Raw genomic sequence first — 15,620 nt, forward strand, 5'->3', positions numbered from 1 at the left:
GATGGCCCCGCTCGAGCCGGTGAGCGCGCGTGCGCGCTGGGTGCTCGGCGTCGGCTTCTTCGTGCTGTTCGTCGCGGTGTGGGCCTTCTTCACGCTCGGCGGCTTCGTGTCGCCGACCTTCCTGGCGAGCCCCGTCACGATGGTGAAGGAAGCCTGGCTGCTGTTCACCGAGTACAACTTCCTCCACGACATCGGCATGACGGTGTGGCGGGTGCTGGGCGGCTTCGTGCTCGCGACCGTCGTGGCCGTGCCGCTGGGCATCGCGATGGGCGCCTACAAGCCGGTCGAAGCCTTCCTCGAGCCCTTCGTGTCCTTCTGCCGCTACCTGCCGGCGTCGGCCTTCATTCCGCTGCTGATCCTGTGGGCCGGCATCGGCGAGACGCAGAAGCTGCTGGTCATCTTCATCGGCTCGGTGTTCCAGATCATCCTGATGGTCGCGGTCATCGTCGGCGGCGCACGCAAGGACCTGGTCGAGGCCGCGTACACGCTGGGCGCGGACAGCGGCGGCATCGTCAGGCGCGTGCTCATCCCGGGGGCGGCGCCGGGCATCGCCGAGACGCTGCGCCTGGTGCTCGGCTGGGCCTGGACCTACGTGATCGTGGCCGAACTCATCGGCTCCTCGTCGGGCATCGGCCACATGATCACCGACAGCCAGGCGCTGCTCAACACCGGCCAGATCATCTTCGGGATCATCGTGATCGGCATCATCGGCCTCGTCTCGGACTTCGCCTTCAAGGCGCTCAACCGCAGGCTCTTCGCATGGAGCACGCTCTGATGTCGCGCAACCAGCTTTCCATCCAGGGTGTGTCGCGCGTGTTCGAGGGCACCAGGGGCCAGCGCACGCAGGCGCTCCAGCCGATCGATTTCGAGGTCCGCGAAAACGACTTCGTCACCATCCTCGGTCCGTCGGGCTGCGGCAAGTCGACCCTGCTGCGCATCGTCGCCGGCCTCGATTTCCCGACGACCGGCCAGGTGCTGCTCGACGGGGAACGCGTCGCGGGCCCGGGCGCCGACCGCGGCGTGGTGTTCCAGAGCTACACGCTGTTCCCGTGGCTCACCATCGCGCAGAACATCCGCTTCGGCCTGCGCGAGCGCGGCATGAGCGAGGCCGAGCAGAAGGAGCGCAGCGACTTCTTCATCGCCAAGGTGGGTCTGCGCGGCTTCGAGCATCATTTTCCCAAGCAGCTGTCGGGCGGGATGCAGCAACGCACGGCCATCGCGCGCGCGCTCGCCAACGACCCGAAGATGCTGCTGCTCGACGAGCCCTTCGGCGCGCTCGACAACCAGACCCGCGTGCTGATGCAGGAACTGCTGCTGGGCATCTGGGAGTCGGCGCAGAAGACCGTGCTGTTCGTCACGCACGACATCGACGAAGCCATCTTCATGGCCAACCGCGTGGCGGTCTTCAGCGCGCGACCGGGCCGCATCAAGGCCGAGATCGTGGTGGACTTCCCGCATCCGCGGCACTACACGATCAAGACCTCGCCCGAATTCATGGCGATCAAGGCGCGCCTGACCGAAGAGATCCGCGCCGAGTCGATGGCGTCGGCCGAGCACTGAGACGTCGAGCGCCATGAAACGCGATCTGCCGGCGCTCGCCCTCTACGCGCAGGTGAAGGAATTCATCTCTCGCAGGATCCAGGACGGCACCTGGCCGGCCGGCCATCGCCTGCCGTCGGAGCACGAGCTGGTCGCGCAGTTCGGCGTGGCCCGCATGACGGTGAATCGCGCGCTGCGCGATCTGGTCGAGCAGGGCCGCATCACCCGCGTGGCCGGTGTCGGCAGCTTCGTCGCCGAGGACAAGCCGCAGTCGACCCTGCTGCAGATCGCCAACATCGCCAGCGAGATCCGCCAGCGCGGGCACGACTACCGATGCCGGATGCTGGCGGTCGAACGCTGCGCCGCATCGCCCGACGTGGCGGCCTGGCTCGACCTGCGCGCGGGCGAATCGGTGTTCCACAGCGTGTGCCTGCACCTCGAGAACGAGACCCCGGTTCAGCTCGAGGAGCGCTACGTGAACCCGGCCGTGGTGCCGGCCTACCTCGACCAGGACTTCGAGGCGACGCCGCCCAGCGAATACCTGGTGCGCCACGTGCCGTTCGACCAGATCGAGCACCTGGTGGACGCGGTACTGCCCACGGCCGAACAGGCCGAGCGGCTGGCGATGCCGGCGGCCGAGCCCTGCCTCCTGCTGACGCGTCGCACCTGGACGCGGACCACCCCGGTCACCTGGGTGCGCTGCCTGCATCCGGCGTCCCGCTACCGCCTGGGCAGCCGCTTCCGCGCCGACGGCAATCCCAGCTTCGGCTGAACTCGCCCGTGCCCAGCCACCTCGCTCACCTCTGCGCCCACGCCGAAAACGACCTGTATAGACAAGCCACATGACCGGTCTCCACCACGCACCCTCCGCCGCCAGGATGCTCACGCCGGGCGCCGTCGACCTCCCGCTGCTGCGCGCCATCCACGCGGGTGGCGTGACCTTGTCGCTCGACCCGTCGGCCGTCGCCGGCATGCGGGCCTCGCAATTGGCGGTGCAGCGCATCGTCGACACCGACGCCGTCGTCTACGGCATCAACACCGGCTTCGGCAAGCTGGCGAGCACGCGCATCGGCAACGACCATCTGGCGGACCTGCAGCGCAACCTGGTGCGCTCGCACGGCGTGGGCACCGGGGAGCCGCTGGCGGCGCCGGTGGTGCGGCTGGTGCTGGCCACCAAGGCCGTGAGCCTGGCGCGCGGGCATTCGGGCGTCCGCCCGGAACTGGTCGATGCCCTGCTCGCGCTGTTCAATGCCGGCGTGCTCCCGCGCATTCCGGCCAAGGGCTCGGTCGGCGCGTCGGGCGACCTCGCGCCGCTCGCGCACCTGGCCTGCGTGCTCATCGGCGAGGGCGAGGCGACCCTGCCCGCATCGATGGGCGGCCGCGTCGTCGGCGGTGCCGAAGCCATGCGCAGCATCGGCCTCGAACCGTTCGTGCTGGGGCCGAAGGAAGGCCTGGCACTGCTCAACGGCACGCAGGTGTCGACCGCGCTGGCGTTCGCCGGCCTCTTCGGTGCCGAGCGCGTCCTCGCCGCCGCGTTGATGTCGGGTGCAATGTCGCTCGAGGCGATCCAGGGGTCGATCAAGCCGTTCGACGCCCGCATCCATGCCGCACGCGGGCAGCCGGGGCAGATCGCCGTCGCGGCCGCCGTGCGCGCGCTGCTCGACGGCAGCGACATCGTGCCGTCGCACGCCGACTGCGGCCGTGTGCAGGACCCGTACTCGGTGCGCTGCATTCCGCAGGTGATGGGCGCCTGCCTGGACAACGTGACGCACGCCGCGCGCGTGCTGGTCATCGAGGCCAACGCCGCCTCGGACAATCCGCTGGTCTTCACCGACACCGGCGACGTGATCTCGGGCGGCAACTTCCATGCCGAACCGGTGGCGTTCGCGGCCGACATCCTCGCCCTCGCCATCGCCGAGACCGGCGCCATCGCGGAGCGCCGCATCGCGCTGCTGCTGGACACCGGCCTGTCGGGCCTGCCGCCGTTCCTCGTGCGCGACGGCGGACTCAACTCCGGCTTCATGATCGCGCAGGTGACGGCCGCGGCACTGGCATCGGAGAACAAGTCGCTCGCGCACCCGGCCAGCGTCGACAGCCTGCCCACGTCGGCCAACCAGGAAGACCACGTGTCGATGGCGACCTTCGCCGCGCGTCGGCTCGGCGACATGGTCGACAACACGGCGGTGGTCGTCGGCATCGAGGCCCTGTGCGCGGCGCAAGGCATCGAACTCAGGCGCGGGCCGACCGCGTTGCCGAAAAGCTCGCCATTGGTCGAAGCCGAGCTGGCCACCATCCGAAGCCGGGTCGCCTTTCTCGAACGCGACCGCTACCTCGCACCCGACATCCAGGCCATGCGGCAGTGGGCCCTCGCGGCCGACTTGCCCGACGTCCTGCTGCACCTCCTGCCCAGCCATTGAAAGGACCCCAGCGCCATGAACGCTCCCGAGAGAATCAACGCCGATCCCCGCCACGATCCCACCCGCGTCATCCGCGCGCCGCGTGGCAGCGAACTCACCTGCAAGAGCTGGCTCACCGAGGCGCCGTTCCGCATGCTGCAGAACAACCTCGACGCCGAAGTCGCCGAGCGCCCGCAGGACCTGGTGGTGTACGGCGGCATCGGCCGTGCCGCGCGCAACTGGGCCTGCTACGACCAGATCCTCGAATCGCTCAAGGTGCTGGAAGACGACGAGTCGCTGCTCATCCAGTCGGGCAAACCCGTCGGCGTGTTCAGGACGCACGCCGACGCGCCGCGCGTGCTCATCGCCAATTCGAACCTGGTGCCCAAGTGGGCGACCTGGGAAAAGTTCAACGAACTCGACCGCGCGGGCCTCTTCATGTACGGCCAGATGACGGCGGGCAGCTGGATCTACATCGGCGCGCAGGGCATCGTGCAGGGCACCTTCGAGACCTTCGTCGAAGCGGGCCGCCAGCATTACGGCAACGATCTCGCGGGTCGGTGGATCCTCACCGCCGGCCTCGGCGGCATGGGTGGCGCGCAGCCGTTGGCGGGCGTGCTGGCCGGCGCCTGCGTCCTGGCCATCGAATGCCAGCAGTCGAGCATCGACTTCCGGCTGCGCACGCGCTATGTCGACAAGCAGGCCAAGGACCTCGACGATGCGCTGGCGCTCGTCGCGCACCACACGGCCAGGAAGGAAGCCGTGTCGATCGCGCTGCTCGGCAACGCCGCGGAGATCGTGCCCGAACTCGCCAGGCGTGCGAAGGCCGGCACCGCGATCCGCCCCGACCTGGTGACCGACCAGACCTCCGCGCACGACCTCGTCCACGGCTATCTGCCGGTGGGCTGGACGGTGCCGCAGTGGCAGGCCGCCATGAAGGACGCGTCGCAGCACGCCACGCTCACGGCGGCGGCCGCCAGGTCCTGCGTGCTGCACGTGCAGGCCATGCTCGACTTCCAGGCCATGGGCGTGCCCACGGTCGACTACGGCAACAACATCCGCCAGGTGGCGTTCGACGAAGGCGTGAAGAACGCCTTCGACTTCCCCGGCTTCGTGCCCGCGTACATCCGCCCGCTGTTCTGCGAGGGCAAGGGCCCGTTCCGCTGGGTCGCGCTCTCGGGCGACCCGGAGGACATCTACAGGACCGACGCGAAGATCAAGGAACTGTTCCCGGAGAACAGGCACACGCACCGCTGGCTCGACATGGCGCGCGAGCGCATCGCCTTCCAGGGCCTGCCCGCGCGCATCTGCTGGCTGGGCCTGGGGGAACGCCACAAGGCCGGCCTGGCCTTCAACGAGATGGTGAAGACCGGCGAGCTGAAGGCGCCCATCGTCATCGGCCGCGACCACCTCGACACCGGCTCGGTCGCCAGCCCGAACCGCGAGACGGAAAGCATGAAGGACGGCACCGATGCCGTCAGCGACTGGCCGCTGCTCAACGCGCTGCTCAATACCGCCGGTGGCGCCACCTGGGTCAGCCTCCACCACGGTGGCGGCGTCGGCATGGGTTATTCGCAGCACGCGGGCATGGTGATCGTGTGCGACGGCACCGACGCCGCCGCCAGGCGCATCGGCAACGTGCTGTGGAACGACCCGGCCAGCGGCGTGATGCGCCACGCCGACGCGGGCTACGACATCGCCGTCGCGACCGCCAGGAAGCACGCCCTCAACCTGCCCATGATCAACGAAGGCTGAAGCCCATGTCCGATTCGACCGCGGAGATCCATCTCCAGTACCTCAACCACCCCGACGTCCAGAAGCTGGCGATGACCGATGCCGAGATCATCGCGGCCGTCGAGCAGGGCCTGGTCGCGCAGGCGCGCGGCGAGGCGACCATCGAGCCGCGCATGCACCTGGTGCCCGAGAAGGACTATCCCGGCCACTTCAACGTGCTGCGCGGCTACATCCGCACCCTCGGTGACCAGGGCGTGGCGGGCGTGAAGGTGGTGGGCGACTTCTATCGCAACTACGAGATCGGCCTGCCGTCGGAACTCGCCATCCTCAACCTCTTCAACCCGAAGAACGGCACCCCGGTCGCGATCATCGATGCGTCCGACATCACCGACATGCGCACCGGCGCGGTGACGGCCATCGGCGCCAAGCACCTGGCGCGCAAGGATTCGAAGGTGCTCGGCCACATCGGCGCGCGCGGCACGGCCTACTGGAACGTGCGCCTGCTGCAGTCGATCTTCCACTTCGACGAGATCCGCGTGCACTCGCGCCGCAAGGAAAGCCGCGACGCCTTCGCCGCCAGGCTCGAGCAGGACCTGGGCGTGAGGATCACGGTGACCGAGGACTGGGAAAGCTGCGTGCGCGGCGCCGACATCGTGGTCGAGGCATCGCGCCTCGAGAAGCCCGCGCCGATGCTCAAGACCGAATGGATCAAGAAGGGCGCCTGCGTCATTCCCTACGGCACCAACAGCGCGGTCGAGCTGTCGCTCACCGACATCATGGACAAGATGGTGATGGACGACTGGGGCCAGGCCAAGGCCGGCCCCTTCGGTGCGCTGCGCGCGCACGTCGACAGCGGCAAGCTGTCGGCGACCACGCTCTACGCCGAGCTCGGCCAGATCGTGGCCGGCATGAAACCCGGCCGCCAGAGCGACGACGAGACCACCCTGTTCTGGCACCGCGGTCTGTCGCTGTCGGACATCGCGCTGGGTTGCGCGATGCTCGACAAGGCGAAGGCCATGGGCGTCGGCCAGACGCTGCGATTCCGTTGAACGACCGCCGCGTCGCCCCATGACCGCGATCGCCAACGCCCGCATGTACTCGGCCACGCCGGCCGTGCGCGACGCATGGAAGGTGCTGCTGCACTGGGTGCTGGCGCGGGCCGGGCTCGCGTGGGAGGTGATCGACCACGACCCGCCCGCACCGTTGTCGGCGCTGTGGGCGCGCGACGACCTCGGCCTCGCGATGATGTGCGGGCTGCCCTTCGCCCAGCGCGGTGCGCGGCCCACGCTGGTGGCCGCACCGATCCCGTCGCCGGCGCGCTATGGCGGCCGGCCGGTGTACTTCACCGACATCGTGGTGCGTGCGGACTCGAGCTTCGAGCGGCTGGAGGACACCTTCGGCGGCACGGTCGGCCACACGCTGGCCGACTCGATGTCGGGCGGCGTCGCCTTGCGCGACCATCTGGCGCCGTACCGCCGACGAGCGGGCACGCGGCTCTATCGCGCCACCGTGGGCAACCTCGTCCACGCGCGCGGCGTGATCGAGGCGCTGGCGGCGGGCCGCATCGATGTCGGTCCGCTCGACAGCTACTACCACGACCTGCTGCGCCACGACGAACCCGCGCTCGCCGCGCAGGTGCGCGTGGTCGCGCGCACCGAGCCGATGCCGATTCCACCGCTGGTCGCGACCGCGAGGATGACCGATGCCGAACTGCAGCGCCTGCGCGACGCGCTGGGCGACGTGGCCACGTCCGACGCGCTCGCACCCGCCAGGGAACGCTTGTTGCTTGCGGGATTCGCCATTCCAGACCCCGCCGGCTACGACGTGCTGGCGGCCATGGCCCGACGCCCCGTCCCACCTTTCGAGGACCTCTGATGAAGCACTTCCTGCTGGCCACCTCCCTGACCGCTTCGCTGCTGCTCGCGACCACCCCGTTTTCGGCTTCCGCCCAGAGCTATCCAGCCAAGCCGGTGCACGTGATCGTGCCGTTCGCGCCCGGCGGCCCGGTCGACGTGCTGGCCCGCATCCTGGGCCAGGAGTTCGGCGAGGCCTGGCGCCAGGCCTTCGTGGTGGAGAACAAGGTCGGCGCGGCCGGCAACATCGGCGTCGACCAGGTGGCCAAGGCCGCGCCGGACGGCTACACGATCGGCATCGTTCCCGCGGGCAACATCGCGGTGAACCCGTCGCTGTTCAGCAACCTGCCCTACAAGGCCTCGGAGCTGCAGCCCGTCGCGATGCTGGCCACCGTCGAGAACGTGCTGGTGGTCAGCGCCGACTCGCCGGCCAGGAGCCTGAAGGACCTGCTCGCGATGGCCGCCGCCAAGCCCGAGACGGTGAGCTTCGCTTCCCCCGGTGCCGGCAGCCAGGCGCATCTGGCGGGCGAGCTGATGGCGCTGGACGGCGGCGTGCGCATGATCCACGTGCCGTACAAGGGCACGGGGCCGGCGCTCAACGACGTGATCGGCGGCCAGGTCACGATGATGTTCGGTCAGATGTCCTCGGTGCTGCCGCTGATCAGGGGCGGCAAGCTGCGCGCCGTCGGCGTCGCCAGCCCGAAGCGTTCGACCGTGCTGCCCGACGTGCCGACGATCGCCGAACAGGGCATGCCGCGGTTCGAGGCGGTGTCGTGGTATGCGCTGATGGTGCCGGCCGCCACGCCGAAAGCCATCGTCGACAGGCTCAACGCCGAGAGCCTGAAGATGCTGGACAAGCCGGCCATCCGGGAGAAGTTCGCGGGCCTCGGGCTCGAAGCCGGCAGCGGCACGCCGCAGTCGCTGGCCGCCACCATCCAGAGCGAAACCGCGCGCTGGGCCGACGTCATCCAGAAGAAGAACATCAAGCCGGAATAGGGCACTGCCCGCCGCCTGCCATCCTCCGACGTCTCGCCGCGCACCGCCCGTCTCGTCTCGTCTCGTCTCGTCTCACCATTCCTCAGGACCCACCATGACCTTCCGCCGCGCGCTTCTCGTCGCCGCATTCGCCCTTGCCGGCTTCACCGGTTTCACCGGCGCGGCCCATGCCCAGGCCGTTCTCACCGTCGGCACCGACGCCACCTTCCCGCCGATGGAGTTCATCGAAGCGGGCAGGCACACCGGCTTCGACGTCGAACTCGTCGAGGCCATCGGCAAGGCGATGGGCCGCAGGGTCGAGTGGGTCGACATCGACTTCAAGGGCCTCATCCCCGGCCTGATCTCCAGGCGCTTCGACATGGCCGTGTCGGCCATCTACATCACCGACGAGCGCAGGAAGGTCGTCGACTTCACCGAGCCCTACTACGCCGGCGGCCTGGTCGCGATGGTCAAGGCCGACAACACGACGCTCAGGTCGCCGGCCGACCTGAACGGCAGGAAGGTCAGCGTGCAGGTCGGCACCAAGTCGGTCGGCTACGTGAAGGAGAAGTACCCGAAGGTCGAGCTGATGGAAGTCGAGAAGAACCAGGAGATGTTCAACCTGGTCGCCATCGGCCGCAGCGACGCGGCGGTGACCGGCAAGCCCGCCGCCTTCCAGTACGTGCGCACGCGCCCCGGCCTGAAGGTGCTCGACGAGCAGCTCACCACCGAGGACTACGGCATGGCGATCCGCAAGGACTCGCCCGAACTGACGAAGGCGGTGAACGTCGCCCTCGCCAGGCTGAAGGCCGACGGCACCTACGCGGCCATCGTGAAGAAGTGGTTCAGCAACACCGCGGCGAAGTGATCCGGCGTCGTTGATGGACCTGGACTTCACACCGGTCTGGGCGGGCTGGACCGACTTGCTGCGCGGCGCGCTCGTCACGGTGCAGATCACCGCCTGCGCGCTGACGCTCGGCTGCGTGCTCGGCCTGCTGGTCGGCATCGGGCGGCTGAACCCGAAGCGGCGCTGGCGCCACGGCTTCTGCACCGCCTACGTCGCGGCGGTCCGCGGCACGCCGCTGCTGGTGCAGTTGTTCATCCTGTTCTTCGGGCTGCCGCATTTCGGCATCCTGCTGCCCGCCTTCCTGTGCGGCGTGCTGGGGCTCGGCGTGTATTCGGGTGCCTATGTGTCGGAGATCGTGCGTGGCGCGATCCAGTCCATCGACCGGGGCCAGACGCTGGCGGCCGAATCCCTGGGCATGACGCCGGGCGTCGCGATGCGGCAGATCGTGCTGCCGCAGGCCGTGGTGCGGATGATCCCGCCGCTGGGCAACGAGTTCATCGCCCTGATCAAGAACTCGGCCCTGGTGTCGCTGCTGACCATCCACGACGTGATGCACGAAGGCCAGAAGATCATCAGCGTGTCGTACCGATCGCTCGAGGTGTACCTGGCGATCGCGGCCGTGTATTTCGTGCTGACCGGCGGGGTGACGCTCACGCTGCGGCACTTCGAACGCAAGCTGCGCCAGGGCGGGTTGCTGAGATGACCGTTGGGCGCTTTGACCGCGACACCCTGCCCGTCACGCCCTGGAAGAACGGCGGCGGCACCACGCGCGAGATCGCGAGCTGGCCCCCGGGCGCCGGCCTGGAGACGTTCGACTGGCGCGTGAGCATCGCGACCATCGGGGCGAGCGGCCCGTTCTCGGTGTTCGGCGGGGTGGACCGCACGATCATGCTGCTCGACGGCGAAGGCATGCGGTTGCATGCCGCCGACGGCAGCATCGCGCACCGGCTCGACCGGCCGCACCAGCCCTTCGCCTTCCGTGGCGACGTGCCGATCGATTGCACGGTGCTCGGTGGCGCGTCGAGCGATTTCAACGTGATGAGCCGGCGTGCAAAAGGCACCGCCGACGTGCGGGTGCTGACCCTCGCGCAGACGCTGGACGCCGCGCCGGCCGGGCTGCTGATGGCCTTGCATGGACGCTGGCGCGTCGACGACCGGTCGCTCGCCGCGGGCGAAGGCCTGTGGTGGGCCGACACGCCGACCGCGTGGGCGCTCGCGCCCCGGGACGACGCTGCCGAACTGGTGGCGGTACGCTGGACACCACGGCACCGACCGAACGAGCACGGAACGGACGTTCCGCAACCCGCAGGATGACCATGAAGCACAAGCCATTCGACGCACTCCCCTCGGCCGACGGTCTCTGGACCGGCCTGCGGCTCGCGAGCGACGCGACCACGCAGGCGGCCATCGTCGTCGGGCAGGGCATCGTCCGCTGGGTCGGCCCGCGCGCGGCGCTGCCTGCCGGGTTCGCGTCGCTGCCGCTGCACGACGGCGGCGACGCCCTGGTCACCCCGGGCCTGGTCGACTGCCACACGCACCTGGTCTACGGCGGACAGCGCGCCAACGAGTTCGCGATGCGACTCGCCGGTGCCAGCTACGAAGAAGTGGCCAGGGCCGGCGGGGGCATCGTCTCGAGCGTGCGCGCCACGCGCGAGGCCAGCGAGGACGATCTGTTCGCGAGCGCGGCCGTGCGGCTCGAGGCGCTGCTGGCCGAGGGTGTCTGCGCGATCGAGATCAAGTCGGGCTACGGCCTGGCGCTGGAACACGAGCGCAAGCAGTTGCGCGTGGCGCGCCGGCTCGGCGAGGCCTATGGCGTCACGGTGCGCACCACCTTCCTGGGCGCGCACGCATTGCCGCCCGAGTACGCGGGTCGCGAGAACGGCAGTGGTGACTATATCGCGCTCGTCTGCGACGACATGATGCCCGCGCTCGCGGCCGAAGGGCTGATCGATGCGGTCGACGTGTTCTGCGAGCGCATCGCCTTCTCGCTGGAGGAGACCGAGCGCGTCTTCCAGGCCGCGCGGGCGCTGGGCCTGCCGGTGAAGCTGCACGCCGAGCAGCTGTCGGACATGGGTGGCGCGGCGCTGGCGGCGCGCCATGGCGCGCTGTCGTGCGACCACATCGAGCATCTGTCGCAGGCCGGCGTCGACGCGATGCGCGCGGCGGGCACCGTGGCCGTGCTGCTGCCCGGCGCGTACTACACGCTGCGCGACACGCAGCCGCCGCCCATCGCCGCGTTGCGCGAGGCCGGCGTGCCGATGGCTGTATCGACCGATCACAACCCCGGCACCTCGCCCGCGCTGAGCTTGCTGCTGATGGTGAACATGGCCTGCACGCTGTTCCGGTTGACGGTCCCTGAAGCCATCGCCGCCGTGACGACGCATGCGGCGCGTGCCTTGGGGCTGCAGGCCACGCACGGGGCCATCGCGGTGGGCCTGCCCGCGAACTTCGTGCTGTGGAACCTGCGCGAGGCTTCGGAGCTGGCTTATTGGTTCGGTCAGCGGCCCGTGTCCACCGTCGTGCGGCAGGGGCGGATCGCGGCGGGTGTCGGCGCATGAGGGCGCGTTGCGGTCCGTCCGTCCGGCATGCTGCCCGCCGGCGCTCCCGCCCGTCGACCGCGTGGAGCGCGAGATGACCCGGAGCCTCGTCGCGAGCCAGGCGTTGCTCCCCACCGGCTGGGCCTGCAACGTCCTCCTTCAATGGGACGCCCAGGGTCGACTGACCCGCGTCGAACCGAATATCCCCGCACCGGGCGGGACGACCCATGGCCCGGTCGTCCCGGGCACTCCCAACCTCCACTCGCATGCCTTCCAGCGTGCGATCGCCGGCCTGACCGAATACCGCGGCGCGTCGCGGGACAGCTTCTGGAGCTGGCGCACGCTGATGTACCGCTTCGCCTCGCGCCTCGACCCCGCGCAACTCGAAGCGATTGCGCTGGGCCTCTACGTCGAAATGCTCGAGGCCGGCTACACCTCGGTCTGCGAGTTCCACTACGTCCATCACGAAGCCGACGGGCGTCCTTACGCCGACGATGCCACGCTGGCGCACGCCCTGATGCGCGCGGCGCAGCGCGCGGGCATCGGCTTCACCCTGTTGCCGGTGCTCTACCAGACCAGCGGCTTCGGCGGCCTGCCGCCGAGCGAGGGGCAGCGCCGCTTCATCCGCTCGACCGAGTCGATGCTGCGCCTGCTCGAAGGCCTGAAGCCGCTGTGCGAACGCCAGGACGCCCGGCTGGGCCTGGCGCCGCACTCGCTGCGCGCCGTGCCGCCGGACGGCCTGCGGGAGGCCCTCGCCGGGCTGAACGCGCTGGATGCGACGGCACCCATCCACATCCACATCGCCGAACAGACCCGGGAAGTCGACGACTGCATCGCCTGGAGCGGGCAGCGCCCGGTCGCCTGGCTGCTCGACCACGCGCCGGTCGACGCGCGCTGGTGCCTCGTGCACGCGACGCACATGGATGCCGACGAACACCGTCGCGCCGCCGCGAGCGGCGCCGTCGCGGGCCTGTGCCCGACCACCGAAGCGAACCTCGGCGACGGCATCTTCGACCTGGGCGCGTGGCGCGCCGCCGATGGCGCGACGGGCGGCGCGTGGGGCATCGGCTCCGACAGCCACGTCTGCGTCAACGCCGCCGAGGAACTGCTGATGCTCGAATACAGCCAGCGCCTGGCGACGCGCCAGCGCAACGTCGCGGCCGATGCCGGGCGGCCGCAGGTCGCCGAGGCGATGACGCTGGCGGCGGTCGCGGGTGGCGCCCGGGCGGCCGGCCGTGCCGTCGCGGGCCTGGCCGTCGGGCAGCAGGCCGACTTCGTGGTGCTCGATGCGAACCATCGTGCGCTGCGCGGGCTGTCCGCTTCGGACATGCTGTCGTCGCACGTCTTCGCGAGCCACCGCACCAGCGCCATCGAAGCCGTCTGGGTCGGTGGCCGACCGCGCGTGCAGGCCGGGCGCCACGAACTTCACGAACCTGCGACCGCCGCCTTCGTCGCGGCGCGCAGCCAGCTCCTCCACACACCATGACCACCTTCCACACCACCGAACCTGCCTTCCGCTTTCGCCAGGGCACGCGCGCGCTGCTGATCTCGATGCCGCACGTCGGCACCTTCGTGCCGCCCGCGCTGGCGGCACGCTTCACCGACGAGGCACGACGGGTGCCCGACACCGACTGGCACCTGGAACGCCTCTACGACTTCGCCGACGAACTCGGCGCCTCGGTCCTGGTCGCCACGCATTCGCGCTACGTCATCGACCTGAACCGCGCACCCGACGGCGCCAGCCTGTACCCGGGCCAGAGCGTCACGGGGCTGTGCCCCGTCGACACCTTCGACGACACGCCCATCTACGCCGCGGGCGACGTGCCCGGCGAGGTCGAGATCGCGGCGCGGCGCGAGGCCGTCTGGCAGCCGTACCACGCCAAGCTCACCGAAGCGCTGGCGCAAATCAAGGCGCAGCACGGCGTCGCCGCGCTGTGGGACGCGCATTCGATCCGCTCGGTGTTGCCACGCTTCTTCGACGGCAAGCTGCCCGACCTGAACCTGGGCACCGGCAAGGGCATCAGTTGCGACCCGGCGCTGGCGCAGACGCTGCTCGCCATCGCCGAGCGCGCACCCGGCTACACCGGGGTGCTCAACGGGCGCTTCACGGGCGGCTACATCACGCGCCACCATGGAAACCCTGCGCAGAACGTGCATGCGGTCCAGCTGGAGATGACCCAGTCGAGCTACATGCAGGAAGCGCTGCCCTTCGACTACCTGCCCGACGTGGCGGCGGGCGTGCAGCCGCACGTGCGACGGATGATCAAGGCGGTACTGGCGTTCGTCGAGGCGAGGGCCGTGCGTGCCTGAGGTGGATCTTCCACCTCCGACCGCCTTCATCGACGCGCTGATCGCGGCCCTCGGTGCCGATGCCGTGCAGGCCGCCGACGCGGTGCCGCCGCGTCACTTCACCGACTGGAGCGGCGTCACGCCGGTGCGGCCGCTCGCGCTGGTGCGACCGCGCAGCACCGCGCAGGTGGCCGAGGTGCTGCGGATCTGCACCGGACACCGGGTGCCGGTCGTGCCGCAGGGCGGGCTCACCGGCATGGCGGGTGCGGCGGTGCCCGTGCCCGGCGGCATCGCCTTGTCGCTCGACCGGATGGCCGCGATCGAGTCCATCGACGTGGCGGCCTCCACCGCCACGGTGCAGGCCGGCGCCACGCTGCAGGCGGTGCAGGACGCCGCAGCGGCGCACGGCCTCCGGTTCGGCGTCGACCTCGGGGCGCGCGGCTCCTGCCAGATCGGCGGCAACCTCGCCACCAATGCCGGCGGCAACGGCGTGCTGCAGTTCGGGATGATGCGCGAGCAGGCGCTCGGCCTCGAGGTCGTGCTGGCCGACGGCAGCGTCCTGCCGATGCTGCGGCCGATGATCAAGAACAACACCGGCTACGACCTGAAGCAGTTCTTCATCGGCGCGGAGGGCACGCTGGGCGTGATCACGCGCGCGGTGCTGCGGCTGCACCCGGCACCGCCGGCCAAGGCCACGGTGCTGGTCGCGCTGGAGGACTTCGATGCAGCCCTCGCGTTGCTGCGCCGGCTGCAGGCGCGCTTTCCCGGGGCGGTCGCGGCCTACGAGCTGATGTGGCGCGACTTCGTCGAAGCCTCGCTGCGATGGCAATCGCTGCGCGAACCCTTCGACACCGTGCATGCGTTCACGGCGCTGGTCGACGTGACGGGCGACGACGAGGCCACGCTGCGCGCGTCGCTCGAAGCGCTGCTGGCCAAATCGATGGACGCCGGCGAGGCGCTCGACGCGGTCGTCGCGCAGTCGGACGCCCAGGCCCGTGCGCTCTGGAAGATCCGCGAAGCGACGGCCGAACTCCCGACGAACATGCACCCGCCGCTCAACTTCGACGTGAGCCTGCCGATGGCCGAGATCGGCCGCTTCGCCCAGGCCTGCCGCAGCGCGCTCGATGCCCGCTGGCCCGGCCAGCATTCGGTGTTCTTCGGGCACGTGGGCGACAGCAACCTGCACCTCTCGACCGACCTCGGCACGCTCGACGGCGCCGAACACGACGTGGCGCGCGTCGTCTACGACCTGGTGGCCGCGTTCGGCGGCAGCGTCTCGGCCGAGCACGGCATCGGCACGCACAAGAAGCCCTGGCTGGGACTGAGCCGCACGCCCGCGGAGCTGGCCGCCATGCGCGCCATCAAGTCGGCGCTCGATCCGTTGGGGCTGATGAATCCAGGAAAATTGTTCGACCTCTGATCGTGTCGCTCGACGGAAGCGGCCGGCCGC

At 70.0% G+C, this 15,620-nt stretch carries 15 protein-coding genes; all 15 read left to right on the plus strand.

The window, feature by feature from the left end:
- Position 1: 1 nt before the first annotated feature.
- On the plus strand, positions 2-775 hold the full coding sequence (locus NF681_00725) for an ABC transporter permease (protein ID UST52532.1): 774 nt from the start codon (positions 2-4) through the stop codon (positions 773-775).
- Positions 760-1,560 (plus strand): ABC transporter ATP-binding protein, encoded by an 801-nt coding sequence (locus NF681_00730; GenBank protein ID UST52533.1) that lies wholly within the window; start codon positions 760-762, stop codon positions 1,558-1,560. Before NF681_00725 ends, NF681_00730 begins: the two co-directional genes overlap by 16 nt.
- Before the next feature lie 13 nt (positions 1,561-1,573).
- Positions 1,574-2,311: a histidine utilization repressor gene (gene hutC / locus NF681_00735; protein ID UST52534.1), complete on the plus strand. Its 738-nt coding sequence runs from the start codon at positions 1,574-1,576 to the stop codon at positions 2,309-2,311.
- 70 nt (positions 2,312-2,381) lie between these two features.
- Positions 2,382-3,956: a histidine ammonia-lyase gene (hutH, locus tag NF681_00740; protein ID UST52535.1), complete on the plus strand. Its 1,575-nt coding sequence runs from the start codon at positions 2,382-2,384 to the stop codon at positions 3,954-3,956.
- Positions 3,957-3,971: 15 nt separating this feature from the next.
- Positions 3,972-5,690 (plus strand): urocanate hydratase, encoded by a 1,719-nt coding sequence (locus tag NF681_00745; GenBank protein ID UST52536.1) that lies wholly within the window; start codon positions 3,972-3,974, stop codon positions 5,688-5,690.
- Between the two features lie 5 nt (positions 5,691-5,695).
- Positions 5,696-6,718 carry an ornithine cyclodeaminase family protein gene (locus NF681_00750; protein ID UST52537.1) on the plus strand — a complete coding sequence of 341 codons (1,023 nt, stop codon included), beginning with the start codon at positions 5,696-5,698 and terminating at the stop codon, positions 6,716-6,718.
- Between the two features lie 19 nt (positions 6,719-6,737).
- A complete protein-coding gene (locus NF681_00755) occupies positions 6,738-7,544 on the plus strand; it encodes a PhnD/SsuA/transferrin family substrate-binding protein (GenBank protein ID UST52538.1) in 807 nt (268 codons plus the stop codon).
- On the plus strand, positions 7,544-8,518 hold the full coding sequence (locus tag NF681_00760) for a tripartite tricarboxylate transporter substrate binding protein (protein ID UST52539.1): 975 nt from the start codon (positions 7,544-7,546) through the stop codon (positions 8,516-8,518). Before NF681_00755 ends, NF681_00760 begins: the two co-directional genes overlap by 1 nt.
- A gap of 94 nt (positions 8,519-8,612) precedes the next feature.
- Positions 8,613-9,365: a transporter substrate-binding domain-containing protein gene (locus tag NF681_00765; protein UST52540.1), complete on the plus strand. Its 753-nt coding sequence runs from the start codon at positions 8,613-8,615 to the stop codon at positions 9,363-9,365.
- Positions 9,366-9,378: 13 nt separating this feature from the next.
- Positions 9,379-10,047, plus strand: a complete 669-nt coding sequence (locus NF681_00770) for an amino acid ABC transporter permease (protein ID UST52541.1) — start codon at positions 9,379-9,381, stop codon at positions 10,045-10,047.
- Positions 10,044-10,658 carry a HutD family protein gene (locus tag NF681_00775; protein UST52542.1) on the plus strand — a complete coding sequence of 205 codons (615 nt, stop codon included), beginning with the start codon at positions 10,044-10,046 and terminating at the stop codon, positions 10,656-10,658. The genes NF681_00770 and NF681_00775 overlap by 4 nt, the downstream gene beginning before the upstream one ends.
- Positions 10,659-10,660: 2 nt before the next feature.
- Positions 10,661-11,902, plus strand: coding sequence for an imidazolonepropionase (gene hutI / locus NF681_00780; protein UST52543.1), 1,242 nt, complete (start codon positions 10,661-10,663; stop codon positions 11,900-11,902).
- A gap of 73 nt (positions 11,903-11,975) precedes the next feature.
- Complete coding sequence (locus NF681_00785) at positions 11,976-13,367, plus strand: formimidoylglutamate deiminase (protein UST52544.1); 1,392 nt, start codon at positions 11,976-11,978, stop codon at positions 13,365-13,367.
- Positions 13,364-14,191 (plus strand): N-formylglutamate deformylase, encoded by an 828-nt coding sequence (gene hutG, locus NF681_00790; protein ID UST52545.1) that lies wholly within the window; start codon positions 13,364-13,366, stop codon positions 14,189-14,191. The genes NF681_00785 and hutG overlap by 4 nt, the downstream gene beginning before the upstream one ends.
- A gap of 40 nt (positions 14,192-14,231) precedes the next feature.
- Entirely contained in the window at positions 14,232-15,590 is a 1,359-nt protein-coding gene (locus tag NF681_00795) for an FAD-binding oxidoreductase (protein ID UST52619.1), read from the plus strand.
- The last annotated feature ends 30 nt before the right edge of the window (positions 15,591-15,620 follow it).

It is taken from the genome of Comamonadaceae bacterium OTU4NAUVB1 (genome assembly GCA_024372625.1).
Lineage (GTDB): Bacteria > Pseudomonadota > Gammaproteobacteria > Burkholderiales > Burkholderiaceae_C > Variovorax.

Coding starts and splice junctions, on each gene's coding strand:
- NF681_00730 (UST52533.1), top strand. CDS start 760: ATGGAGCACGCTCTGATGTCGCGCAACCAGCTTTCCATCCAGGGTGTG.
- hutI (UST52543.1), top strand. CDS start 10,661: ATGAAGCACAAGCCATTCGACGCACTCCCCTCGGCCGACGGTCTCTGG.
- NF681_00755 (UST52538.1), top strand. CDS start 6,738: ATGACCGCGATCGCCAACGCCCGCATGTACTCGGCCACGCCGGCCGTG.
- NF681_00770 (UST52541.1), top strand. CDS start 9,379: ATGGACCTGGACTTCACACCGGTCTGGGCGGGCTGGACCGACTTGCTG.
- NF681_00760 (UST52539.1), top strand. CDS start 7,544: ATGAAGCACTTCCTGCTGGCCACCTCCCTGACCGCTTCGCTGCTGCTC.
- NF681_00750 (UST52537.1), top strand. CDS start 5,696: ATGTCCGATTCGACCGCGGAGATCCATCTCCAGTACCTCAACCACCCC.
- NF681_00775 (UST52542.1), top strand. CDS start 10,044: ATGACCGTTGGGCGCTTTGACCGCGACACCCTGCCCGTCACGCCCTGG.
- hutG (UST52545.1), top strand. CDS start 13,364: ATGACCACCTTCCACACCACCGAACCTGCCTTCCGCTTTCGCCAGGGC.
- NF681_00765 (UST52540.1), top strand. CDS start 8,613: ATGACCTTCCGCCGCGCGCTTCTCGTCGCCGCATTCGCCCTTGCCGGC.
- hutC (UST52534.1), top strand. CDS start 1,574: ATGAAACGCGATCTGCCGGCGCTCGCCCTCTACGCGCAGGTGAAGGAA.
- NF681_00745 (UST52536.1), top strand. CDS start 3,972: ATGAACGCTCCCGAGAGAATCAACGCCGATCCCCGCCACGATCCCACC.
- NF681_00785 (UST52544.1), top strand. CDS start 11,976: ATGACCCGGAGCCTCGTCGCGAGCCAGGCGTTGCTCCCCACCGGCTGG.
- hutH (UST52535.1), top strand. CDS start 2,382: ATGACCGGTCTCCACCACGCACCCTCCGCCGCCAGGATGCTCACGCCG.
- NF681_00725 (UST52532.1), top strand. CDS start 2: ATGGCCCCGCTCGAGCCGGTGAGCGCGCGTGCGCGCTGGGTGCTCGGC.